The following is a 23,139-nucleotide window of genomic DNA, read 5'->3' as shown; positions in this document are numbered from 1 at the left end:
AGGCTCCAGTCTCTAGAGTGGGCACATGTTGACCGCGTTCGCCGTGCTGCTGTGTGTGACTGCTGGGCTGGCGTACCTCAACGAGCGGTTCTGGCACTTCCCGACCACAGTGGGCGTGACGCTGGCGGGCGCGGTGGCGAGCATCGGCTTGATCGCGCTCGACGCGCTGGGGGTACCGGGCCTGCGCGGCTGGGCGGCGGGGTTGCTGGAAACCCTGGATTTTACCGACTTCGTCCTGAACGGAATTCTCAGCATTCTGCTGTTCGCGGGGGCGCTGGGCCTCAACGCCCGGCAGCTGGTGCGGCAGCGGGTCAGCATCCTGACGCTGGCGCTGCTGAGCACCCTGATCAGCACCGGACTGATCGGCTTCGGGGCGCACTTCCTGTTCGGGCTGGTGGGGCTGGACGTGCCGCTGGTGTGGGCGCTGCTGTTCGGTGCCCTGATCAGCCCGACCGACCCGGTCGCGGTGCTCGACCTGCTGAAGCGGGCCAGGGTCCCCGCCCGCATCGAGACCCTGATCGCGGGCGAGAGCCTCTTTAATGACGGGGTGGGCGTCGTGATCTTTCTGGTGCTGGCGGGGCTGGCCGGGATCGGGGGCAGCCACGCCGAGCCGGGGGTGGTGGGCGCACTCACCCTCTTCGTGCGCGAGGCGCTGGGGGGCCTGCTGTTCGGGGGGCTGCTGGGGGGAGTGGGGTACGCCTTGCTGCGCAGCATCGAGCAGCACGCGGTGGAGGTGCTGCTCACGCTCGCGCTGGTGATCGGCGGCTACGTCGCGGCGACCGCGCTGGGGGTCAGCGGGCCGCTGGCGATGGTGGTCGCGGGGCTGGTCATCTCGGCCACCAAGGACGCGGCGTTCGGTCAGGAGACCCGCGCCCATATCGAGGGCTTCTGGGAGACGGTCGATCAGGTGCTCAACATCCTGCTGTTCGCCTTTATCGGGCTGGACGTGCTGCTCACCGAAACCACCGGGCGGCAACTGATCGCCAGCGCGGGGCTGATCGCTCTGGCGCTGGCGGCCCGCTGGATCAGTGTGGCGCTGCCGTTCGCGCTGGTGCGGGCGCGTGACGGATACGGTCCCTACACGGTGCGGCTGCTGACCTGGGGAGGACTGCGGGGCGGCATCGCCATCAGCCTCGCGCTGGGGCTGCCGGACCATCCGGCCCGCACCCACCTCGTGACCGCCACCTACGCCGTCGTGCTGTTCACCATCGCCGTGCAGGGCCTGACCATCTTGCCGCTGGTCCGCCGGGCCGCCCAGGCCAGCGGCGAGGTCCCGGCCGCGCCCGGACGCTGAGACGCCGAGGCGCCGGCGGCCCTCCCCGGCTCAGCCGATCAGGATGGATTTGTCGGCCGGGTAGCGCACGCCCAGGCGGCCCTGCTGGGCAAAGGCGATGGCGAAGGTCAGCGGCCCGATGCGGCCCAGGTACATCAGCGCGATCACGATCAGTTGCCCGGCCACATTGAGCTGGGGGGTGGTGTTCATCGAGAGGCCGACGGTGCCGAAGGCGGAAAAGCCCTCGAAAGCCAGGTTGACGAAGGGGAGCTGGGGATTGGTGACCAGCAGCAAGAAGACGCCGCCCGTCACCACGACCAGGCTCAGCGCCGCGACCACACTGGCCCGCAGCACGTAGTCGAACTCGATGCGCCGCCCGAAGACGTTGTTCTCGGCCTGTCCGCGCACGCTGGCCCACACGCTGGAGAGCAGCACGTAAAAGGTGGTGGTCTTGATGCCCCCCGCCGTCGAGCCGGGGCTGCCGCCCACGAACATCAGCAGCATGGTGACAAAGAGGCTGCCCGGCAGCATCGCCCCGTAGTCCACCGAGTTGAAGCCTGCCGTGCGCGGCGAGACGCCCTGGTAGTAGCCGCTCAGCAGCTTGCCGGCGGTGCCCAGCGGCCCCAGCGTGCCGGGGTTGTTCCACTCCAGCGCCGTGACGGTCGCCGCCCCGACCGCGATCAGCCCCAGCGTGGTCCACACGATGATGCGGGTGTTGAGCGCGAGCGGATGGCGGCGCGGCGCGGCGGCATACAGAGACAGGCTCAGCAGCACCAGATACCCCAGCCCGCCCAGGATAAACAGGGCGCTGGTGGTCAGCAGCACCAGCGGATCCTGCGCGAAGGAAATCAGGTTGTCGGGATACAGGCCGAAGCCCGCGTTGTTGAACGCGCTCACCGAATGAAACAGGGCGGAAAAGGTTCCCTTGCCCCAGCCCTCGGCCGGCACGAAGCGCCACATCAGCAGCAGGGTGCCGACCAGCTCCGAGACCAGCGTGAAGGCGAAGATGCCGCGCACGACCCGCGTGACGCTGGCGAACTCGGTGACATTGACCTGCTGGGCCACCCGCAGCCGCTCCTCGACCCCCACCCGCTGCCCGCGCAGCGAGGCGAAGAGGGTCCCGAAGGTCAGCAGCCCCAGCCCGCCCAGCTGAATCAGCAGCAGCAGGGTCCACTCGCCCGCCCGGTTGAAGGTGCCGCCCGGATCGAGCACGTTGAGGCCAGTGACGCAGGTCGCGCTGGTCGCCGTGAACAGCGCCTGCAACAAGGTGACCCGGACACCCGGCTCGTGCGTGAAGGGCGACTCCAGAATCAGGGTACCGATCAGGATCGCGGCGGCAAAGGACAGGGCGATCAGCTGGGGAGGCCGGAAGCGGTCCATCCAGAAGCGGCGGGACGGGCGAGTCACGCCGGGTAGCCTACTCCTCGCCTGCGCCGGGAACCCGTGACCCGTGCTCTGCCGCTCCCGGACCTGGCGAGGCGCGGGGCACCCTCACGGCCTTCCGGGGCTTGCGGTAGGCTGAATCCATGCGCCGGGAGAGGTCAGAGACAGCCGCAGGTGGCGGGCGGGTGACCGCTCACCGCTGGATGCTGGCGGCGGGCCTGCTGGGGGCCGCGCTGGGGGGGACCTGGGCCGCCGCCCACGGCGAGAGCGCCGGGGTTCAGCTGCGCGGCGCGGTGCTGTGCCTGGACCCGTCCTCGGCGGCCGTGACGTTTGTGGGTGTGCCCGCCGCCCGGCAGCGTCAGGCGAGCCGCCTGCGCCCGGCGCTGTACGCGGCGCTGCTGGGCGCGCTGCGGGAGGGCCGGGTGCGCCACGAGGTCCGCGCCTCCTGCCGCCAGCACCGGGGCGCCACGCGCCTGAGCGTCGAGGTGCGCTATCTCGATTCCCGGACCTATATCGGCTTCGGGGACCCGGCCTACAGCTACGTCATGGGTCTGCGGGTCGGCTTGGCGGGGGGCGGCGGAGGTGCGGCCTCCCCCGCTTTCGCCTCCTCGTGGAACGACATTCACTCCGAGCGGCGCACAGGCCAGGCCTTCGAGGCGGCGCTGGGCGCGCTGGGGCGGGTGCAGGCGCGGGACCTGACGCGGGCGTGGCGGCAGGCCAACCCGTAAGCGGCCCGGACCGCGAAGAGGCCCCCGGCGCGTAACCGGGGGCCTCTGACGCGGGAGGAGCAGGGGCGAAAGCCTGACTCCTTATTCCTTACTCCTTGACGCCGCCCGCGAGCGTGCCGCCCACGAAGTAGCGCTGGAAGCCGTAGAACAGCGCGATGATCGGCAGCGCGCCCAGCGTGGCGGCCGCCGCGAAAACGCCCCACTTGGTCGAGAACTGGCCCTGGGTAAAGCTCAGCAGCATCACGCCGACGGTCCATTTCTCGACGCCGGTGAGCAGCACGTTGGCCAGGATAAATTCGGCGTAGGTGCCGATAAACTGATTCAGGAAGATAAAGGCCAGCATGCCCCCGGAAAGGGGCAGCACCACCCGCAGGAAGGTCTGCCAGCGGGTCGCGCCGTCCACCATCGCCGCTTCCTCCAGCGATTCGGGCAGCGACTCCACGTAGCCCTTGAAAATCCAGGTGTTAAAGGCGATCGCACCCCCCGAGTACGCCAGGATCAACCCGGTAAAGGTGTTGGTCAGGCCCAGCAGCACCATCAGGGTGTACACCGCGACGAGCGCCAGGAAGACCGGGAACATCTGGATAAAGATGAAAAACAGCAGCATCTGGAAGCGGCCCGAAAAGCGCAGCCGCGCCATCGCGTACCCGGCGGTCGTGGAGAGCAGGATCGCCAGCAGGCCGGTCAGGCCCGAGACCAGCATGGTGTTGCGGACCGACAGCAAGAACTTGCTCTCGTTGTCGGCGCCGGTAAACTGCGCCGGAACCACGAAGGCGACCAGCAGCGCCACGGCGGCGATCAGCAGCCCCATCGCCCAGCCCCGCGCCCGCGCCAGCCCGGCGCTCTCGCGGCCCAGGCGGGCCACCAGCGCCAGCAGCAGCAGCGCCGCCAGCGCCGCGCCCCCCAGCGCCGCCAGCGCGACCTGCCACCCGGGCACCGTCAGGCCCGCGAACAGCCGCGTGAAGTTTTCCAGGCTCAGCACGTCCAGATTGGGCAGCAGGCCCGAACGGTAGAGGATGTTGGGATTCTCGAAGTCCGGAAACGCGAAGAGGCTGTTGCGCGGATCGAAGGCGGCGATCAAGACGTATACCAGCGGGTAGACGGCGACCAGCACGACCAGAATCAGAAAGAGGTGGGTGAGCTGGTCGCCCAGCACCGCCGCGTAACTGATCTTGCGGCCGGTGCGCGCCTGCCCGAGCCGCTGCCCGATCAGGCTGGTCAGGGCCAGCACACCGCTGGCCGCCAGCAAGAACAGCAAGAACCGCAGCCAGCCCTGTTCCACGTAGTAGATCGAGAAGCTGCGCTGGCGCCCCTGCATACTCTGCACCAGGAAATACCCCAGCACCACGAAACCCACGGCCAGGGCGGCCAGGCCCAGCCAGGGCAGGGCGCGCCGCAGCGGCCCGGGTTCCCGGTGGACATAGCCGCCGGGCGGCAGCGCCTGGGTGCCGGAGCGGGGAGGTTGCGGCGCGGTCGTCATCGGCGGGCCTCCTTGAAGACGCCGGCGGCCCTGAAGTTCACCAGGCTGATCGCCAGCGTGAGAAAGAAGATGATCAGGGCGATGGCGCTGGCCAGCGCGTAGTTCTGCCCGCCCTGCGACGCGAACGCTGTCTTGTAGCCCCAGGTCAGCAGGATGTCGGTCGCCCCGGCGATGGCGTCCTGGCCTTCCACGGGCGGCCCGCCCGGTCCGCCGGGCGCGGTCGTGGTGAGCAGGTAGATCACGCCGAAGTTGTTGAAGTTAAAGGCGAACCCCGAGAGCAAGATCGGCGTGAACGAGTTGCGCAGCAGCGGCAGCGTGATCGCCTGAATCTGCTGCCAGCGGCTGGCCCCGTCGATGCTGGCGGCCTCGTACAGGTCGTCGTTGATGGTCGCCAGCGCGCTGATGGTCGCCGTCATCATGTACGGAAAGCCCAGCCACAGGTTCACCAAGATGACGCTGATCTTGGCCCACAGCGGGTCGGTCAGCCAGGGCACGGCGGCCAGCCCCAAGAGGCCCAGCGACTTGTTCACGATGCCGAACTGCTGGTTGAGCAGCGCGCCCCACATCTGCACGCTGATGACGGCGGGAATCGCCCACGGCAAAAAGAGCAGGGTGCGGTAGATGTTGCGGCCCTTGAGCCGCTTGTTGTACAGCAAGATGCCCAGGATCAGCCCCGCGATGGCGTTGATCACCACCGTCGAAAAGGCGAACACCAGGGTCCAGAGAAAGACCGGCCACAGGGCGCTGGAGGCCCGGGCGAAGATCTCGCGGAAGTTCGCCAGCCCGACGTACTCGTAGCGGTTGAGCCGGGTCGCGCTGACCGGCTGGAAACTCGCGGCGACCGGCGCGGCCAGGGTCACGGTGGTGCCCCCGGCCCGGGCGATCTCGGCGCGCACCGGCACCGAGGCGTCCTCGTCGTACAGCACCAGCGTGTCGCCCGCGCAGTTCGGCGCCGCGCAGCGCAGGTACTCGGCGACGTTGTCCCCCTCCGGCAGCTCGGCCAGTTCCACGGTGCGGCGGTCGGCGCTCAGGGCCACTTCCGTCCGCACGCCCGAGTCGGGGTTGCCGCTGTTCTGGCCGCTGTAGTTGGTAAAGGCGTAGTTCACCGTCAGCACGATGGGCAGCACCGTGAAGGCCGCCAGAAACACCAGCGCGGGCACCAGGTAGTACCAGTTGACCATCCAGGGAAAGAGCCGCGCGACCACGGGCATCCCCAGAATCAGGGCGCCCAGGGTGTAGACCAGAATCAGGTAGGGGGGCGCCTCTGGCAGCGCGCGGGCCGTGAGGCCCGACAGCAGCCAGCCCACCAGCACCGCGCCGCCCAGCAGCACCAGCAGCACGAGAATGGCCAGGAGAAAGCCGCGAGCGCCGTCGGGCGGCGCGGCGGAACGCGGAGAACGGGGCAGGGTCGCGGTCATAAGCGGGGCAGGCCTCCTCGGACAGGGTGAAGCGGGTGGGGGAGTCGGGGGCCGGGGCCGCCAGACGCGGGCGAGGGAAGAAAACCCCGGCTGGCCGCAGCATAGGCCAGCGCTGGCCGAAACAAAAACGCGGTGAACGAGCCGCCAGGCCCGTCCACCGCGTCAGAGAGGGGGCTGGTGCTGCCCGCCCCTCTCCTCGCCATCATCACTTGATGGCGCTGTTGATTTCCTGCACGGCCTTGTCGAGAATCTGGGTGTAGTTCTGGTTGGGGCGCTGCACGCTCTGCGCCACCGCGTTGGTCCAGGGACCCCACACCGCGCCCATCTCGACCACGTTGGGCATCGGGGTGCCCGCGCTGATGGTCTTGCTGAAGCCCGCGACCACCGGGTCACTCTTGAGCTTGGTGCGCGCGCTCAGGCTGACCGGAATGCGCCCGCCCGCCTTGTTAAAGGCCACCTGCGCGTCGCCAGTCACGATCGAGCGGGCAAACTGCGCGGCCACGGCCTTGTTCTTGCTGTAGGCGCTGAGCATGGCGCCCTGCACGCCCACGAAAGGACTCCACTTGCCGCTCGCGCCGGGAGGGGTCGGGAAGGTGGCGATCCCGTAGTTGATGCCCGCCTTCTTGATGTCGCTCATGTCCCAGGGACCGGTCAGCAGCATGGCGAGGCGGCCGTCCACGAACGCGCTCTTGGCAGCGCCGCCGTCCACGCCCTCGGGCACCAGGTTGTACTTGTAGCGCAGGTCGTTCATGAACCCGGCGGCCTTGTCCGCGCCCGCGTTGGCCAGACCGACGTCCTTGGTGTTCAGGGTGCCGCCGCTGTTCTTGAACACGTACCCGCCGTACGCGCTGATAAAGCCGTAGTTCTGGTAGGCGTTGCCCAGGTCCATCAGGAAGCCGAAGCGGCCGTTGCCGGTGTTCTTCTGCGCGGTGCTCAGGAAGGCGTTCCAGGTGGTGGGGGCCGTGGGCACCAGCTTCTTGTTGTAGACCAGGGCGACCGACTCGGCAAACATCGGCAGGCCGAACAGCTTGCCCTTGTAGGTCATCGCGCTCAGGGCCGTGCGGTCCAGGTCGCTGCGGCTGGTCACGTACTTGTCCATCGGCTCAATCACGCCCGCCGCCGCCAGCTGGCCCAGGCGGTCCTGGGGCAGGGTCACGACGAGGTCCGGTCCCTGGCCCTTGGGCGCGCTCTGGATCATCTTGTCAGGGATGTTGTCAAAAGGCACGCTGACGAGGTTGACGGTGTGACCGGTCTTCTTCTTGAAGTCGGCGGCCTGGTCCTTGAGCCAGGTCAGCTCGCCGCTGCCGAAGTGCGTCCAGACCGTGATGGTGGCGGCGCTGGCGTTGCCCAGCAGGGCGAGAGACAGAATGGTCAGAGCTTTTTTCATGCGGACTCCTCTTAGGGGCGGTTGAACCGCTTCCAGATGGTGGACGGTCGTGAACAGCCGCTGAAACCAAGCTGCACCCGCAAGCCTCAGGCAAGCGGCCGCACCGACTCCCCGGGGTGTCGACCCGTCCTGTCCCGGCGCAGCAGCCGGAGCGGGAGTCAGTTCAGTGGCCTCCACAGTATAGGCAACCTGACCACCCCTTGACAACAGCCTGGGCGCAGGACTTTTTTAACGTCCATGTCAGGAAAAGATCATCTTGTTGGACTCGCTTCAAGAAAACGTCGGGGTGGAGGCGCCGCCCTGGAAATCCCGGGTTACGTCTCGCCCCAGAAGACAGGACAGAGGACTGACCGAGCGGTCAGGCGGCGTGCTAGAGTGACGGGTATGACCGCCGCTCCCGCCCCCTCACGCGGCCCGCTCAGTCCCAAGCTGCTGCTGTTCCTGACCATCTTCATCGCCATGCTGGGCCTGAGCGTGCTGTTTCCGATCATCGCGCCGCTGGGGCGGGAACTGGGCCTGACCGAGACGCAGATCGGGTGGTTCTCGACCGCCTACAGCCTGGCGCAGTTCGTGTTCTCGCCCGTGTGGGGCAGCCGCAGCGAGCGGGTGGGGCGCAAGCCGGTCTTGCTGCTGGGTCTGGTGGGCTTCTCGCTGAGTTTCGGGCTGTTCGGGGGGCTGGCGCTGCTGGGCATGCAGGGGGTGCTGGCGGGGGGGACCCTCTTCGCGCTGCTGGTGGCCTCGCGGCTGTTGGGCGGCCTGCTGTCGAGCGCGACCCTCCCCACGGCCCAGGCGATGATGGCCGACCTCAGCTCCGAACAAGACCGCGCCGCCGCGCTGGGGCTGATCGGGGCGGCGTTCGGGCTGGGCGTGGTGTTCGGCCCGGCGCTGGGGGCGCTGCTCTCGGGGTTCGGGCTGACGGTGCCGATCTTCTTCAGCGCGGGCCTGGGGCTGCTCACCGCCCTGGCCGCCTGGCGGGTCTTGCCTGAGACCCGGCGCGCCGACGCGGCTCCGGCTCCCAGCGGCGAACGCCGCACGCTGCTGCGTTCGCCGCTGATCGGGCTGTTTCTGGCCGTGAGCGCCCTGTACACGCTCGCCAGCGTGGGCATGGAGCAGACCATCGGGTTTTACGTGCAAGACACCCTGCGGCTGGACGCGGGTGAGACGGCGCGCACGGTCGGGGGGATGCTCGCTGTCTTCGGCCTGCTGGCCGCCGCCGTGCAGGGCGGGGCGATGCGGCCCCTGAGCCGCAAGTTCGCCCCCGGCCCGCTGATCATGGCCGGGCTGCTGGTGATGGGCGCGGGAATGTTCCTGTTGCCGCTGGGGCAGACCTCCTGGGGCATCACCGCCGCGCTGGGGGTGATCGGGGTCGGGAGCGCCGTGCTCGGCCCCAGCCTCAGCGCGGCCCTCTCGCTGAGCGCGGGACCGGACCAGCAGGGCGCCGTCGCGGGCCTGAACAGCAGCGCGCTGGCCCTGGGCCGCATGACCGGGCCGCTGCTGGGCACCGGGCTGTACCAGGGCGCCGGGCACGCGGCGCCGTACCTGCTCAGCGGCGGCGTGCTGCTGGCCCTGCTGGGGTGGCTGCTGCTGGCCCGGCCTCAGCTGCGGCCCGCGCCCGCCGAACGGGTGACCGGGCAGCGCGGCTGAGGCTGAGGCGCTCTCCCGCTGTGGCCCGCCGCCCCGTCCCGTATCCTGCCCCGGTGACTGCCTCCCGCCCGACCTACAATCCGGCCCGCGCGCTGGCCGTGCGGGTGCTGACGCGCGTGCTGGCGGGCGAGACCTTCGCGGCCCCGGCCCTCGACGCGGCGCTGGAGGCGGCCCGGCTGCCCGCCCGCGACTCCGGCCTGGCGACCCATCTGGTCTACGGCACCCTGCGTCACGCGCCCACCCTGGACGCGGCCCTGGCCCCGCTGCTGCGCGGCGAGACGCACCCCAAGGCGCGGGCGCTGCTGCTGGCGGGCACCTTCGAGCGGCTGGTGCTGGGCACGCCCCCGCACGCGGTGGTCAGCGAGTACGTCAACCTCGCGCGGCTGGCGCGGCTGGCCCCGCCCGGGCTGGTCAACGCCGTGCTGCGCCGCGTCGAGCGCCCCGCCGAGACCCCGGAGACCCGCCACGCCCTGCCCGGCTGGCTGATCACGACATTTCAGGCGGCCTACGGGGAGCGGGCGGACGCCGTGATGGCCGACCTGCTGGAGCCGCAACCCCTCTGGCTGAGCCTCTCGGAGGAGGGCGCGCGGGCGCTGGAGGCCGAGGGCAGCACCGTCGAACCCGGCCCCAACGGTGCCGACCGGGTCACGCTGGCCCGCCCGCTGCGCGAGAGCGCGGCCTACCGCTCGGGGCAGGCCCAGCCTATCAACCCCGCGAGCCTGGCCGTCGTGGACGCGCTGGGGGACGTGGCCGGGCGGCGCGTCCACGACCTGGCGGGCGGCGCGGGGGTCAAGGCCGCCATGCTCGCGGCGCGGGGGGCCAAGGTGACCAGCGTGGACCTGATCGCCCGCAAGCACGGCGCCGCGCGGGGCAACCTGCGGCGCCTGGGCCTGAGCGCCGACTTCGTGACCCACGACCTGACCACGCCGCTCACGCTGCCGCCCGCCCCGCTGGTGCTGCTCGACGCCCCCTGTACCGGCAGCGGCACCCTGCGCTCCCACCCCGAGATCAAGCTGCGGCTGACCCCGGAGGCGGCCGGCGAGATGGCGGCCCTCCAGGCGCGGATGCTGCCGCACGCCGCCGCGCTGGTGGAGCCGGGCGGCCTGCTGGTCTACAGCGTGTGCAGCGTGACCCCGCAGGAGGGACCGGACGTCGTGCGCGGGTTTCTGGAGGGTCATCCCGAGTTCGCGCCGGAAGCCCTGCCGGACCTCGGCCTCCCCACCGTGCCCGCCGGAGACGGGGTGTTGACGGTTCCCGAAGGCGGCCTGGACGGGTTTTTCATCGCGCGGTTGCGGCGGGTGGGGGAGGGTCCGGCCGGGTCCGCGTGAGGTGATGACAGGGAGGCGGGGCCGGGCGAGCATCTGTGTCGCCCGGCCCCGCCCCTGTCCCCGCCTTACACCTTCAGTGCCGCGTCGAGCGCGACCTCGATCATCCCGTTGAAGGTCAACTGGCGCTCCTCGGCGGTCGTCTCCTCGCGGGTCACGAGGTGGTCGGAGACCGTCAGGACCGTCAGGGCTTTAACGCCGTGCTTGGCGGCCAGGGTATACAGGCCCGCCGCCTCCATCTCGACGGCCAGCACGCCGTACTGCGCCCAGAGTTTGTACTGCTCGAAATCGTCGTGGTAGAAGGTGTCCGACGACATGATGTTGCCGACGTGGGTGGTGAAGCCGCGCTCCTGCGCGACGCTGTAGGCCCGCAGCAGTAGCTCGAAATCGGCGATGGGCGCGAAGTTCTTCTGTCCGAAACGGATGTTGTTGATGTTCGAGTCGGTGCAGGCCGCCTGCGCGAGAATCAGGTCACGCACATGCACGTCCGGCTGGTAGGAGCCGCAGGTGCCCACCCGGATCAGGTTCTGGCAGCCGTACTCGGTGATCAGTTCCGAAACGTAGATCATGGACGAGGCGATGCCCATCCCGGTGCCCTGCACGCTGACGCGCTGGCCCTTGTAGGTGCCGGTGTACCCCAGCATCCCGCGCACCGAGTTGTGCTGCACGGGGTTCTCGAAAAACGTCTCCGCGATGTGCCGGGCGCGCAGCGGGTCGCCGGGCAGCAGGACGGTCTCGGCGATCTGGCCGGGTTCGGCGTTGAGGTGAATGCTCATGACAGACAGGCTAGCAGCCCCCCAGGGGTCCAGCCGGCCGGCGGCCGTGCCGGGACCTGGGGCGCCGAGGCCTGCGGCGCCTCCGGTTACACGCTGATCAGCCCGAGCTGCACCCCGCGCGCCACGGCGCCCGCGCGGCTTTGCACGCCCAGCTTGGAATACACCGCCTGGACGTGGAACTTCACGGTGCTCTCGCTGACCCCGAGGTCGCGGGCCGCGCGCTTGTTGCTCAGGCCCGCCGCGAGGAGCGCCAGCACGTCGCGCTCGCGGGGGGTCAGGCTCACGCCCACCGGGGCAGGACCGGGGTCGCCGCCCGGCTCCTCATCCGCCGCCCACACGTCCCCGGGCGCCAGCGCAGCCAGACCCGCTGCGGCCGCCAGCACACCCGCGAGCAGTTCGGCGGGGGTGGCGTCGGTCCCCAGGACCGCCCAGCCGCCCGGCGCGACCCCATGCAGCACGCCCACCCACGCGCGGGCGCCGAGGGCCACCACGCCCGCCGCGCCCTCCAGCTCTGCCGCCAGCGCCTCCGGGTCGTGCAGCCAGGGGTCGTCCACGACCAGCACGTCGGCCTCGTCCCCGTCTGTGACGCGGAGGCCGGCGCCGCGCAGCAGGGAGGCGATCCCCGCCGCCAGCGCGGGCGAATGCAGGGCCACACGCACCGAGGGCCGGGGAAAGGGCACCATGTCCGATGGTAAGGCGGCGGGGGAAGGTCCCGCGCCCCGCACCGCCCGGCTTCGGCGCCGTACCTGCCGACCTGATACCCGCTGACCCCGCACCCGCCGACCCCGCACCCGCCGACTCAGCGCTCGCCCACGGTCAGGGTCACGTCCAGTTCCTCGCCGCCGCGCAGCACGCGGGCCGTGAGGGTCTGGCCCGCCCACTCGCGCACCCGCTCCAGCAGTTCGCGGGGGTGGCGAATGCCCTCGCCGCCCAGCGCGAGCAGGATGTCGCCCACCCGCAGCCCGGCGGCCCCGGCGGGACTGCCCTCCTCGACCTGCACGACGGTCAGCCCGGCCCGGCCCCGGCCCGCGCCGCGTGCCCAGCGCCCGCGTGGGCCGCGTCCCGGGGACCCGGTCCCGCCGCCCACGTCCGGCAGGTGAACCGGCTGGGTGGCGATGCCCAGGAAGCCCTGCGGCACCCGGCCCGCCGTGGCGAGCAGGTCGGCCACCCGGAGCGCCCGCCCGGCCGGGACGGCGAGGAGGGTCCCGCGCATCACCCCCGCGTTGAGCACCCCGACCAGGCCGCCGCGCGCGTCCACCAGCGCCCCGCCGCTCACGCCCCGGAAGGGCGCGGCCCCGCTGGGAAGCCAGCCCCGGTCGGGCGCCGCGCGTTCCAGCAGGCCCAGGGTCGCCTGGACCCCGTGCGGCGGGCGGCCCACCGCGAGCAGCAGTTCGCCCACCCGCGCTCCGGTGCCGGGCGCGAGGGACGGCGCGCCCAGCCCCGGCACCCTGAGCAGGGCGAGGTCGCTCGCCGGGTCGCGGCCCACGACCGTGCCCGTGAGTTCGCCGCCGTCCGGGGTGCGGACCCTGAGGTCGTCGGCGTGCAGAACGTGCGCGGCCGTGAGCACCTGCTCCGGTCCCACGACGGTGCCGCTGACCGGGCGCGCCGCGTGGACGGTGACGACGCTGTGGGCGGCGGTTTCGACGGCGTCCGCGATCTGCTGGGAAAGGTCCTGAAAATTGGTCATGCCCCAGGGTGCGCTTCCGGGCGCCCGCTGCCCTCAGGCGAATGGAGAGGGGCTGGCCCCCTCCGAACGGCCAGTCCCCCCGGCCCACCCGCGCCGGGTGAGGCTGTAAAGGACGACCCCCGCCAGCTCGCCCCGGTACACCTCCGGCTCGCCGCGCCCGGCCTCCCGGAAGCCCAGGCGCCGCATCAGCGCGTGCGAGCGGAGGTTGGGGGCGTTGACCTGGGCGCTGACCGTGTCCAGCCCCAGCGGGCCGAAGGCGTGGGCGAGCATCCGCTGCCCCGCCTCCAGCCCGGCGCCCCGGCCCCACAGCGCCCGCTCCCCGATGCCGATGCCGAACTCGCCCGAGGTGCGCGTCAGCTCCGCCAGGTCCACGTACCCGACCAGCCGTCCCCGCACCTCCACGCCCAGCCGCAGAAACGCCGGCCCCTTTCCGGCCACGATGGGCCGCCAGTGGGCGCGCACCAGGCGCGGGGCCAGCCCGGGCGTCCACCCCGCCGCGAGGCAGAACTCCGGGTCGGCGGCCCAGCGCACGGCGGCTTCCTCGTCGCCGGGGCGCAGCGGGCGCAGGGTCACGGCAGGGGAGGTCACGGCCACAGCCCCGCCAGCAGCTCGGCCGCCGTCCCCTCCCGGCCCCGGTGGGCGCCCTCGCCTGCCCAGAGGCTCAGGAACTCGGGGCGGCCTGCCCGCGAGGCGGCGGCCCGGAGGTCGCGGGTCAGCGCGTTCTGGAGGGGGTAGGGGAGGGGACGCCCGACCGAGGCGGTCACCCGGTTGGCCAGGCCGCGCGCCGCCTTGCCGCTGAAGGCGCGGGTGAGCGTGGTGTCCCCGACCCGCGCCGCCGCCAGAGCCGCCCGGTACGGCGCGGAGGTGCCCGCCTCGCGCGCCCGCAGGAAGGCCGTGCCGCACTGCGCCAGGCTGGCTCCCGCCCCCAGCGCCGCACGCACGTCCGCCGCGTCCATCAGGCCGCCCGCCGCGATGACCGGGACGTTGACCGCCCGCACGGCCACCCGGGTGAGGTGAAGGGTGTCCTCCAGCCCGTCGTGCGTCCAGCCGCCCCGGTGCCCGCCTGCCGCGCCGCCCTGCACCACGACCGCGTCCACACCGTTGCGGGCGAGGGCGCTGGCCTCCAGCCCGCTTGTGGCCGTGCCCATCACGAGAATGCCCGCCGCCCGCAGGGCCGCGACCTTCTCGGCCCCCAGCTGCCCGAACGCGAAGGAGAACACGGCGGGCCGCAACTCCAGCACCGCCCGGAACTGCGCCTCGAAGTCCTCCTGCACCTGCCCCGGCAGCGCCGGGGGCATGAGGCCCAGCTCGGCGTGCAGCGGCGCGAGGTCGGCCACCGCCGCCGCCACTTCCTCCGCCGTGACCTCGGGAAGAGGGCCGGGGATAAACAGGTTCACCGCGAAAGGTCGGTCCGTCCGCGCCCGCACCGCCGCGCCCGCCTGCGCGATCTGCCTCGGCGTCAGGTACGCGGCGCCCAGGCTCCCCAGCCCCCCGGCCTGCGACACCGCCGCCACGAGGGCGGGGGTGCTCACCCCACCGGCCATCGGCGCCTGCACGACCCGGACGCGCAGCCCCAGCCTGTTCAGCTCCAGCCGGTCCATCCGCCCATTCATGCCGCCAGCTTAGCCGTAGCCTGCGGGGGTGACTCCGCCCGCTTTCCCCGCCTGGCCCCGCGCCTGGACCGCCTTTCGCCGCGCGGCCTTCGCGGGCGGTGCGCCGCCCCGGCGCCAGTTTCTGGGGCGCGAGGGGCTGGAGCGGTTGCTCGCGGGGGCCGCCGAGCGTCTGCCCCTGCTCGACGCGCCGCCGCTGGACTGGGCCGACGCCGAGCGGGTCCACGACCCCGCCTACCTCGCCCGCTGGCGGCGCGGGGACGTGACGCGGCAGGAGGAACGTGCCCTGGGGTTTCCCTGGACCCCGGCGGTCGTCGAGCGCGGCCTGGGGGGCAGCGGCGCCACGCTGGCGGCCACCCGGGACGCGCTGAGCTGCGGCCTGGGCCTCAACCTCGGCGGCGGCACCCACCACGCCTACCGGGACCGCGCGGAGGGCTTTTCCTTTCTCAACGACGTGGTGATCTCGGCGCGCTGGCTGCTCGACCACCGCTACGCCGCGCGCATCCTGATCCTCGACCTGGACGTGCATCAGGGCAACGGGACGGCGGCGCTGCTGGCAAGCGAGGCCCGCGCCCTCACGGTCAGCGTCCACGCGGCCAACAACTATCCTTTCCAGAAGGAGCGCAGCGGCCTGGACGTGGCCCTCCCCGATGGGACCGGGGACGCGGCCTACCTCGCTGCGCTGGACCGGCAAGTGGCCCCCGCCGTGGCCGCCTTCCGCTCCGACTTCGCCTTTTACCTCGCGGGGGCGGACGTGCTGGCCGGGGATCAACTGGGGCGCCTGGCCCTCACGCCCGCCGGGGTGCGCGAGCGCGACGACCGGGTGTTGGGCTGGGCGGCCCGCTCGCGCGTTCCGGTCGTCACCGTGATGGCGGGAGGCTACCCCCGCGACCCGCAGACGCTGATCGAGGTGCGGCTGGGCACCCTCGACGCGGCGCTGGCGGCGTTCAGGCGGGCGCGGCAGGCGGTATCCTAGAGGGATGACGCTTCTCCTCCCGCCCCCGTAGCGCGAGTCGCAGGAGTGTGCTGTCGCGCTCGTTCCCCCCAGCCTGACCCCAGACCCGGCCTTCTCTGTGGCCGCAGGAGTTTTCCCATGACCACCCCCGAACTTCCCCTTTCAGAACTGCACCGCGAGATCGCCCGTCGGCGGACCTTTGCGATCATCAGCCACCCCGACGCGGGCAAGACCACCATCACCGAAAAGCTGCTGCTGTACGGAGGCGCCATTCAGGAGGCCGGGTCCGTCACTGCCAAGGAAGGCCGCTCGCACACCAAGTCCGACTGGATGAGCATCGAGCAGCAGCGCGGCATCTCGATCTCGTCGAGCGCGCTGACCTTCGAGTATGCGGGCAGGCACATCAACCTGCTCGACACGCCGGGCCACCAGGACTTCAGTGAGGACACCTACCGCACCCTGACCGCCGCCGACTCCGCCCTGATGGTCCTCGACGCGGCGCGCGGGGTGCAGGCGCAGACGGAAAAGCTCTTCGCGGTGTGCCGCAACCGGGGCATCCCCATCCTGACGTTCGTGAACAAGATGGACCGCCCCGCCCAGGACCCCTTCGAGCTGCTCGCCCAGGTGGAGGGCACCCTGAAAATCACCGCCGTGCCGCTGACCTGGCCCATCGGGGACGGCCCCGATTTCAAGGGCGTGTACGACCTGCACACCGGGCAGGTGCTCGCCTTCGAGCGCACCTCGGGGGGCAAGCACCGCGCGCCCGTGCAGACGGCGGGCCTGGACGACCCCCAACTCGACGCCTTGGTGGGCAAAGACCTCGCCGCCAAGCTGCGCGAGGACGTGGAGCTGATTCAGGGCGCCATGCCCGAGTTCGACCCGGCGGCCTTTCTGGCGGGTGAACTGACCCCGGTCTTTTTCGGTTCCGCGATGAACAACTTCGGGGTGGAGCACTTCCTGGCGAACTTCGTGGACCTCGCGCCGCCGCCCGGCCCGGTGGAGACGAACCTGGGCGAACGGGCGCCCGACGCGGGTTTCGCGGGCTTCGTCTTCAAGCTCCAGGCCAACATGAGCCGGGCGCACCGCGACCGCACCGCCTTCATGCGCGTGATGAGCGGGCACTTCGAGCGCGGCATGGACGTGACCCACACCCGCACCGGGCGCAAGCTGCGGCTTTCTCAGGCCCACACCCTCTTTGCCCAGGACCGCGAGAAGGTCGAGGAAGCCTATCCCGGCGACATCGTGGGGCTGGTCAACCCCGGCGTCTTTCAGATCGGGGACGTGGTGAGCGTGGACGCCAAGGTCACGTTGCCGAGTTTCCCACGCTTCACGCCCGAGACCTTCGCCACCCTCTCCCTGCGGGACGTGGGCAAGCGCAAGGCCTTTATGAAGGGCCTGACCCAGCTGGCCGAGGAAGGCGTCGTGCAGGTGTTCTATCCCACCGACGGGGCGCGCGACCCCTACCTGGGCGCGGTCGGCCCCCTGCAATTCGAGGTCTTCCAGGCCCGCTTGCAGGAGGAATACGGGGTGGAGGTCGAGCTGCACGTCACGTCCTACGGGCTGGTGCGCTGGCTGGCCGGGGACGCGGGGAGCGTGGCCCGGTTTGCCCGCCACGTGGAAGACGACCAGGGCCGCCCGGTGATGCTGTTCCGCAGCAAGTACGACCTCGACTACACCGCCGAGCAGCACCCCGAAATCGAGTTCCTGCCGCTGCCCCGCGACCTGACGCGGGTGTAGGCGGAATGCGGCTCGAACGGGTTCCTCCGGGCTTTTTCGCCCTGATGGCAGTCAGCGCGGGGCTGAAGTTGCAGGCCCGCGCCGTGACCGACCTGGCGCTGACCCGCACCCCGCACGGCTTCATGGGCCGCTCGGCGGTGGGGGAGGGGGGGCAGGTCTATCGCCAGCAGTTCCTGCTGAACCCGGACGGCATCTACACCGGGGGGGAGTGCGGCTGCGGCCAGAAAGGCTGTCCCCACCTCGTGCGGGCGCTGCTCAGTCCCGCGCTGGAGCGGGCGCTGGAGGCGAGCGGCGCTGGGAACGCCCAGGCCGACGGCCCCGCGCCGGATCAGGCCCGGCCCGGGCAGGCAGACCCGGACGACCCGCTGCCCGAGAACGAGGCCCCGCCGCTGGCGACCCCGCTGCGGCTGTGGCTGGACCGGACCTCCGAGCTGGCGCCGGGAGCCGGGGCGGGCAGTGGTCCGGGGGGCCGCGCGGGCCTGCGTTCCAGCCTGCGCTACGACCTCTCGCTGCCGCCGCCCGCACGTGGGGCGGGGGAGACGCTCGCGCTGCGTGTCTGGCGCGGCACGGAAGTGCGCGGCGAGTGGCAGCGGACCCAGCCTTTCTCGCTGCCGCCGCAGTTGCGCTGGACCGGGGGCGGGAGCGTGCCCGACTCGCGGCTGCTGCCCGCCTACGCCCGTGCGGACCGGGACCTGCTGCACCTGCTGGTGCTGGCGGCCCAGAGCCGCGTGCGGGGTGGGGAGGAGACCTGGCTGCTGGAGGGCACCCATCCCCTGACGGGTCCCCTGCTCGCGCGGCTGCTGGAGAGCGGGCGGCTGCACTGGGCGGGCGGCCCGGCCCCCCTGGCGCCCGGCCCCGACCGGCCCGCCACCCTGACCTGGGACCTGGACGGGGGCGGGGTGCAGCGGCCCCGGCTGACGCTGCCGCCCGGCGTGCAGATTCTGCCGACCACCCCGCGCTGGTACCTGGACGAGGTGGCCGGAACGCTGGGCCGGGTGACCTCGCCGCTGCCGCCCGCGCTGGAAGACGCGCTGCGCCAGGCCCCGCCCGTGCCCCCCGCGCAGGCCGCCAGCTTTGCCCGCGCCCTGCGCGACCGCTTTCCGGGGCTGGACCTGCCCACGCCCCGGCCCATCCCGGTGCGCCGCGAGACGCTGCCCTACCAGCCGGTCCTGACCTTGCGCGAGGAACGGGTGCCGATCACGCGCCGCCACGCCCGGCGCAAAGCCACCGACGACGAGCGCCTGGGCGTGGCGGTGCTGGCCCACCACTACGGCGGTGAGCCGCTGGACATGGAGCGCCAGAGCTACGCGGGCGGCGTGCTGCACCTCGCCGTCCGCGACCCCGCCGCCGAGAAGCGGGCCGCCGGGCAGCTCACCCGCACCGGCCTGAGGCGCTTGCAGAGCCTGCAACCGCGCGGCGACCACGTGCGCCACCCGGACGCCGCCGCCCTGTACGCCTACGCGGACGAGGCCCGCTGGCGCACCTTCCTGACCGACACGGTGCCTCGGCTGGAGGCCAAGGGCTTCCGGGTCGAGGTCGATCCCAGCTTTCCCTACCGCTACGCCGAGGTCGAGGATTGGTACGGCGAGACGGGGGAACAGGGCGGGTGGTTCACCCTGGAACTCGGGGTGGTGGTGGGTGGCGAGCGCCACAGCCTGATTCCGATTCTGGTGTCGCTGATCGCGGAGCGCCCGGAACTGTTCACCCCCGAGGCCCTCGCCGCGCTGGGCGAGGAGGACGTGATTCCCGCCCGCCTCCCCGACGGCCGCCGCCTCGCGCTGCCTGCCGGACGGGTGCGGGCGATGCTCAGCGTGCTGGTCGAGCTGCACCTGCGCGAGCTGCCGCCGGGGCCGCTGCGCCTGCCGCTGCTCGACGCCGCCCGCCTCGCCGCGCTCGACGAGGCGCTGCACGCCCGCTGGCTGGGCGCCGAGAGGTTGCTCGACCTGGGCCGCCGCCTGCGCTCGTTCCGGGGCGTGGCGGAAGTCGGGCCGCCGGGGGGCCTGCACGCCGAGCTGCGCCCCTACCAGCGCCAGGGCCTCTCGTGGCTGCAATTCCTGCGCGAGTACGGTCTGGGCGGGATTCTGGCGGACGACATGGGGCTTGGCAAGACCCTCCAGACCCTCGCCCACCTCCAGACCGAGAAGGTCTCGGGCCGCGCCGACCGTCCCAGCCTGGTGGTCGCGCCCACCAGCGTGCTGGGCAACTGGCGGGCAGAGGCCGGGCGCTTCACGCCGGGGCTGCGGGTGCTCACCCTGCACGGCCCCGGCCGCCGGGCCGACTTTGACCGTATCCCCGACCACGACCTGGTGCTCTCCACCTACCCGCTGCTTCCGCGCGACGTGGACGCCCTGCGGGAGCACGAGTTCCACCTGCTGGTTCTCGACGAGGCGCAGAACATCAAAAATCCGCGCAGCGCCGCCGCAAAGGCCGCTGGAGCCTTGACGGCCCGCCACCGCCTGGCCCTGACCGGCACGCCGCTGGAAAACCACCTCGGCGAGCTGTGGTCGCAGTTCAACTTCCTGGCGCCGGGCCTGCTGCACGACGAAAAGACCTTCCGCGAGCTGTACCGCACGCCCATCGAAAAACAGGGGGACCGGGCGCGGCAGGCGGCCCTGGCCGCCCGCGTCCGGCCCTTTATCCTGCGGCGCGAGAAGCGCGAGGTGGCGACCGAGCTGCCCCCCAAGACCGAGATCCCGGTGCGCGTGACCCTCGACGGCGACCAGCGCGACCTCTACGAGACCGTCCGCGTGACCATGCTCGAACGGGTCCGTGAGGAACTCGGCGCCCGGGGCCTGGCCCGCTCCACCGTCGCCATCCTCGACGCGCTGCTGAAGCTCCGGCAGGCGGTCACCGACCCCCGGCTGGTGCGCTTGGAGGCGGCCCGCGAGGTGAGAAGCAGCGCCAAGCTCGACTGGCTGACCGCCAACCTGCCCCAGATGGTCGAGGAGGGCCGCCGCATCCTGATCTTCTCGCAGTTCGCCACGCTGCTGGGGCTGCTGGAGGAGACCCTGCGGGACCTCGGCCTGGAGTACGCCAAGCTGACCGGGCAGACCCGGGACCGCGCGGCACAGATCGGGCGTTTTCAGGGCGGCGAGGCCCCCATCTTTCTGATCAGCCTCAAGGCCGGGGGCGTGGGCCTGAACCTCACGGCGGCCGACACCGTCATCCACCTCGACCCCTGGTGGAACCCCGCCGCCGAGGCGCAGGCCACCGACCGCGCCTACCGCATCGGGCAGGACAAACCCGTCTTCGTCTACAAGCTGATCGCGGCGGGCAGCGTGGAGGAGCGGATTCTCGACCTCCAGGGACGCAAGTCGGCGCTGGCGCGGGGGGTGCTCGACGGCGGCCTGAGCAGCGCGGGCCAGCTCACGACCGGCGACCTGGAGCGGCTGTTCGCGCCGCTGGAGGACGAGGCGCAGGCGGCGGAACTGGTAGGGTCGGACTGACCCGCCCCCGGGGCCAGGCAGCTTTCTGTGACAGGCGAGCGGCCATGCTGGGCGGGTGCGTGTTCTGCTTCCCCTTCTCCTCGCGGGGCTGCTCGGCGGTGCCCGGGGTGCCCCGGCTTCCGCGGCCCCGTCTCCGGCGGGCTACGTCCTCTCGGGCATGCCGCTGGTGCGCCAGACCTACAACGCCTGCGGCCCGGCGAGTCTCACGCAGGTGCTGGGGTACTTCGGGATCAACGTCGCGCTGGCCGACGTGAGCCGCCTGACCCGTCCCAACGAGCGGGCCTACATGACGGCCCAGGCCATCGTGGACTTCGCCCCGAGCGTCGGCATGGAAGCCCGGCTGTACCGGGGCGGCTCGCTGGGGACCGTGCGCGCCGCGATCCGTGCCCGCCTGCCCCTGATCGCGCTGCAATCGCACATCATGTCCACGGCGGTCATTCCGCACTGGCGGGTCGTGACCGGCTACGACGACGCCCGGCAGGAGGTCTACCTGATGGACCCGCTGCTGGGGTACGTCCTGATGAGCTACGCCGATTTCACCCGCGTCTGGGCCGACCACCAGGGCCAGTTCGCGGTGATGTACCCGCCAGACTGGAGAACAACGGTGCAGAAGGTGATCGGCTAGGCTGGGCGGGGCCAGTCCAGCGCCAGCAGGGCGTCCACCGTCTCCTCGGCGCTCAGGCGGGCGCTGTCCACCACCGCCCACCCGGCCTCGCGGTAGGCGTCCGGGGGCATCTGCGGGTGCAAGGCGTCGATCAGGGGAACCAGCGTGCGGGTGTCGTAGGCCTTGGTGGTGCGGGTGGCGTTGCGCTCGTGGGCCACGGCCAGCCCCGGCGCGAGCAGCACCGGACGCACGTCCAGCCCCGCCCAGTGCGGGGTGAACAGCCCCAGGTCGGCGGGCCACAGCACGTCGTCCACCGCCACCACGAAACCCGCGTCCGCGTACAGGCGGGCCGTGTGCGCGGCGGCGGTGCGGGCCAGCCAGAACTGCCGCGCGGCCTCCGGCGGGTGGTCCAGGCGCGGCGGCGCGTGGCCTGAGACCACGAAGTCGCGCAGGTCGTCCACCGGCAGGTGCAGACCCAGGGCAAAGCGCTGAAGCAGGGCGCGGGCGACCGTGCTCTTGCCCGCGCCGGGACTCCCGCTGACCACCCAGACCGGGCCGCTGCCGGACCTCAGAGAAACCGCCCCCCCTCCTGCACCACTTCCCCGTCCAGGCTCAGGCGCCCCTGCCCGCGCAGGTCGGTGATCAGGTCCCAGTGGATGGCGCTGGCATTCACGCCGCCCGTCTCGGGGTAGGAGCGGCCCAGCGCGAGGTGGACGGTGCCGCCGATCTTTTCGTCGAAGAGGATGTTCCCGGTCGGTACCTGAATGCCGAAGTTGGTGCCGATCCCCAGTTCGCCCAGCCGCCGCGCGCCGGGGTCGGTCGCCAGGGCCGCGCGCAGCACGTCTTCGCCCTCCTCGGCCGTGAACTCCACGACCTCGCCCGCGCGAAAGACCAGCCGGGCGCCGCGCACGACCTGACCGCCGTACTCTGCCGGGACCGTGAAGGTGACCACGCCCTCGGCGCTGTCCTCAACCGGCCCGGTAAAGACCTCGCCGCTGGGCATGTTGCGCTTGCCGTCGCTGTTGGCCCAGCTGCGGCCGCCCACCCGCAGGGTGAGGTCGGTGCCGGGGGCCTCGATCCGCACCCGGTCGCCCTGCGTCAGGCGCTCGATCAGGCGGGCCTGCGTCCCGCGCACCTCGCCCCAGGCGGCCACCGGGTCGGCGCGGTCGAGGAACATCGCCCGCATCACGAAGGCGCCGAAGTCCTCCTCGGTCATCCCCGCCTGCGCGGCGGCGTGCGCGGTGGGGTAGAGGGTCAGGCTCCATTTTTTCCGCGCGCGGGCGGCGGCGAGGGGCGCGCGGGCGGCGGTCAGGCGGGCGCGGCGGGCGGCGTCCACGCCCGGTGCCCCCGGCCCCGGCGTCAGGACGCGCAGGCTGCCGTCCAGCGCCTCCACGTCCGCGAGGTCGGCGGGGTGGGCCTGGTCCAGCACCGCGTCTGCGGCGAGGTCGGCCCAGTCGTCGTCCTGGCCGGGGTAGTCCAGGCGCACCACCGGCCGCGCGCCGCGCGTGAGCAGCGCCCGGGTGACCTCGCGCAGCAGCGGCAGGCCCGCCGTCCCGCCCGCGACGAGCAGGCGCTCGCCTGCCCCCGCCGTCAGGCAGTAGTCGGCCAGCAGCGCCGCGTGCCGCGCGGGATCGTAGGCGAGGGGGGGGAGAGAAGCGTCACGAGTCGTCTGCACGCGCCCGAGCG

General features: G+C 72.1%; 19 protein-coding genes. 8 read left to right on the top strand and 11 right to left on the bottom strand.

The window, feature by feature from the left end; translation table 11 throughout:
• Positions 1 to 25 precede the first annotated feature (25 nt).
• Positions 26 to 1,294 (top strand): cation:proton antiporter, encoded by a 1,269-nt coding sequence (locus HNQ09_RS04685; protein ID WP_184026085.1) that lies wholly within the window; start codon positions 26 to 28, stop codon positions 1,292 to 1,294.
• A 30-nt stretch (positions 1,295 to 1,324) separates the two neighbouring features.
• Here the strand turns inward: HNQ09_RS04685 and HNQ09_RS04680 are convergent, their stop codons facing one another.
• Positions 1,325 to 2,680, bottom strand: coding sequence for a TrkH family potassium uptake protein (locus HNQ09_RS04680; RefSeq protein ID WP_343057614.1), 1,356 nt, complete (start codon positions 2,678 to 2,680; stop codon positions 1,325 to 1,327).
• A gap of 161 nt (positions 2,681 to 2,841) precedes the next feature.
• On the opposite strand from HNQ09_RS04680, the gene HNQ09_RS04675 reads away from it, so the two are divergent.
• Positions 2,842 to 3,384 (top strand): hypothetical protein, encoded by a 543-nt coding sequence (locus HNQ09_RS04675; RefSeq protein ID WP_343057613.1) that lies wholly within the window; start codon positions 2,842 to 2,844, stop codon positions 3,382 to 3,384.
• An 88-nt stretch (positions 3,385 to 3,472) separates the two neighbouring features.
• On the opposite strand, the gene HNQ09_RS04670 is transcribed toward HNQ09_RS04675, so the two are convergent.
• From HNQ09_RS04670 to HNQ09_RS04660, 3 genes are all read right to left on the bottom strand, one after another.
• Complete coding sequence (locus tag HNQ09_RS04670) at positions 3,473 to 4,864, bottom strand: sugar ABC transporter permease (RefSeq protein WP_184026083.1); 1,392 nt, start codon at positions 4,862 to 4,864, stop codon at positions 3,473 to 3,475.
• The gene (locus HNQ09_RS04665; RefSeq protein ID WP_184026081.1) at positions 4,861 to 6,282 is read right to left on the bottom strand and encodes an ABC transporter permease subunit; all 1,422 of its coding nucleotides are present in this window, start codon (positions 6,280 to 6,282) and stop codon (positions 4,861 to 4,863) included. The genes HNQ09_RS04670 and HNQ09_RS04665 overlap by 4 nt, the downstream gene beginning before the upstream one ends.
• Positions 6,283 to 6,487: 205 nt before the next feature.
• Complete coding sequence (locus HNQ09_RS04660) at positions 6,488 to 7,669, bottom strand: sugar ABC transporter substrate-binding protein (RefSeq protein ID WP_184026078.1); 1,182 nt, start codon at positions 7,667 to 7,669, stop codon at positions 6,488 to 6,490.
• Between the two features lie 384 nt (positions 7,670 to 8,053).
• Between HNQ09_RS04660 and HNQ09_RS04655 the strand changes: the two genes are divergently transcribed.
• Together HNQ09_RS04655 and HNQ09_RS04650 are read left to right on the top strand one after the other, a co-directional pair.
• Complete coding sequence (locus HNQ09_RS04655; protein WP_184026076.1) at positions 8,054 to 9,313, top strand: MFS transporter; 1,260 nt, start codon at positions 8,054 to 8,056, stop codon at positions 9,311 to 9,313.
• 53 nt (positions 9,314 to 9,366) lie between these two features.
• Complete coding sequence (locus HNQ09_RS04650; RefSeq protein WP_184026074.1) at positions 9,367 to 10,641, top strand: transcription antitermination factor NusB; 1,275 nt, start codon at positions 9,367 to 9,369, stop codon at positions 10,639 to 10,641.
• Between the two features lie 65 nt (positions 10,642 to 10,706).
• Here the strand turns inward: HNQ09_RS04650 and deoD are convergent, their stop codons facing one another.
• The 5 genes from deoD to HNQ09_RS04625 all read right to left on the bottom strand — a co-directional run bounded on the left by deoD (position 10,707) and on the right by HNQ09_RS04625 (position 14,714).
• Entirely contained in the window at positions 10,707 to 11,414 is a 708-nt protein-coding gene (gene deoD, locus HNQ09_RS04645; RefSeq protein WP_184026072.1) for a purine-nucleoside phosphorylase, read from the bottom strand.
• 86 nt (positions 11,415 to 11,500) lie between these two features.
• Positions 11,501 to 12,097, bottom strand: coding sequence for a helix-turn-helix transcriptional regulator (locus HNQ09_RS04640; protein ID WP_184026070.1), 597 nt, complete (start codon positions 12,095 to 12,097; stop codon positions 11,501 to 11,503).
• Between the two features lie 116 nt (positions 12,098 to 12,213).
• On the bottom strand, positions 12,214 to 13,101 hold the full coding sequence (locus HNQ09_RS19100; protein WP_184026068.1) for a S1C family serine protease: 888 nt from the start codon (positions 13,099 to 13,101) through the stop codon (positions 12,214 to 12,216).
• A 33-nt stretch (positions 13,102 to 13,134) separates the two neighbouring features.
• Positions 13,135 to 13,689 (bottom strand): GNAT family N-acetyltransferase, encoded by a 555-nt coding sequence (locus HNQ09_RS04630; RefSeq protein ID WP_343057612.1) that lies wholly within the window; start codon positions 13,687 to 13,689, stop codon positions 13,135 to 13,137.
• On the bottom strand, positions 13,686 to 14,714 hold the full coding sequence (locus HNQ09_RS04625; RefSeq protein ID WP_246363119.1) for an NAD(P)H-dependent flavin oxidoreductase: 1,029 nt from the start codon (positions 14,712 to 14,714) through the stop codon (positions 13,686 to 13,688). Before HNQ09_RS04625 ends, HNQ09_RS04630 begins: the two co-directional genes overlap by 4 nt.
• A 28-nt stretch (positions 14,715 to 14,742) precedes the next feature.
• On the opposite strand from HNQ09_RS04625, the gene HNQ09_RS04620 reads away from it, so the two are divergent.
• The 4 genes from HNQ09_RS04620 (at position 14,743) to HNQ09_RS04605 (ending at position 21,474) form a co-directional block, all read left to right on the top strand.
• On the top strand, positions 14,743 to 15,687 hold the full coding sequence (locus tag HNQ09_RS04620) for an arginase family protein (RefSeq protein ID WP_184026063.1): 945 nt from the start codon (positions 14,743 to 14,745) through the stop codon (positions 15,685 to 15,687).
• A gap of 117 nt (positions 15,688 to 15,804) precedes the next feature.
• On the top strand, positions 15,805 to 17,403 hold the full coding sequence (locus HNQ09_RS04615; protein WP_184026061.1) for a peptide chain release factor 3: 1,599 nt from the start codon (positions 15,805 to 15,807) through the stop codon (positions 17,401 to 17,403).
• 5 nt (positions 17,404 to 17,408) lie between these two features.
• Positions 17,409 to 20,849 carry a DEAD/DEAH box helicase gene (locus HNQ09_RS04610; RefSeq protein WP_184026058.1) on the top strand — a complete coding sequence of 1,147 codons (3,441 nt, stop codon included), beginning with the start codon at positions 17,409 to 17,411 and terminating at the stop codon, positions 20,847 to 20,849.
• A 55-nt stretch (positions 20,850 to 20,904) separates the two neighbouring features.
• On the top strand, positions 20,905 to 21,474 hold the full coding sequence (locus tag HNQ09_RS04605) for a C39 family peptidase (protein WP_184026056.1): 570 nt from the start codon (positions 20,905 to 20,907) through the stop codon (positions 21,472 to 21,474).
• On the opposite strand, the gene HNQ09_RS04600 is transcribed toward HNQ09_RS04605, so the two are convergent.
• Positions 21,471 to 21,998: an AAA family ATPase gene (locus tag HNQ09_RS04600; RefSeq protein WP_343057611.1), complete on the bottom strand. Its 528-nt coding sequence runs from the start codon at positions 21,996 to 21,998 to the stop codon at positions 21,471 to 21,473. The genes HNQ09_RS04605 and HNQ09_RS04600 overlap by 4 nt on opposite strands.
• 23 nt (positions 21,999 to 22,021) lie before the next feature.
• Positions 22,022 to 23,128 (bottom strand): aminopeptidase, encoded by a 1,107-nt coding sequence (locus tag HNQ09_RS04595; RefSeq protein ID WP_184026054.1) that lies wholly within the window; start codon positions 23,126 to 23,128, stop codon positions 22,022 to 22,024.
• Positions 23,129 to 23,139: the final 11 nt, after the last annotated feature.

The organism is Deinococcus budaensis, from assembly GCF_014201885.1.
Classification (GTDB): Bacteria; Deinococcota; Deinococci; order Deinococcales; family Deinococcaceae; genus Deinococcus; species Deinococcus budaensis.
The sequence above is the reverse complement of the archived record's forward strand: the minus strand, read 5'-3'. Positions and strand labels throughout refer to the sequence as shown.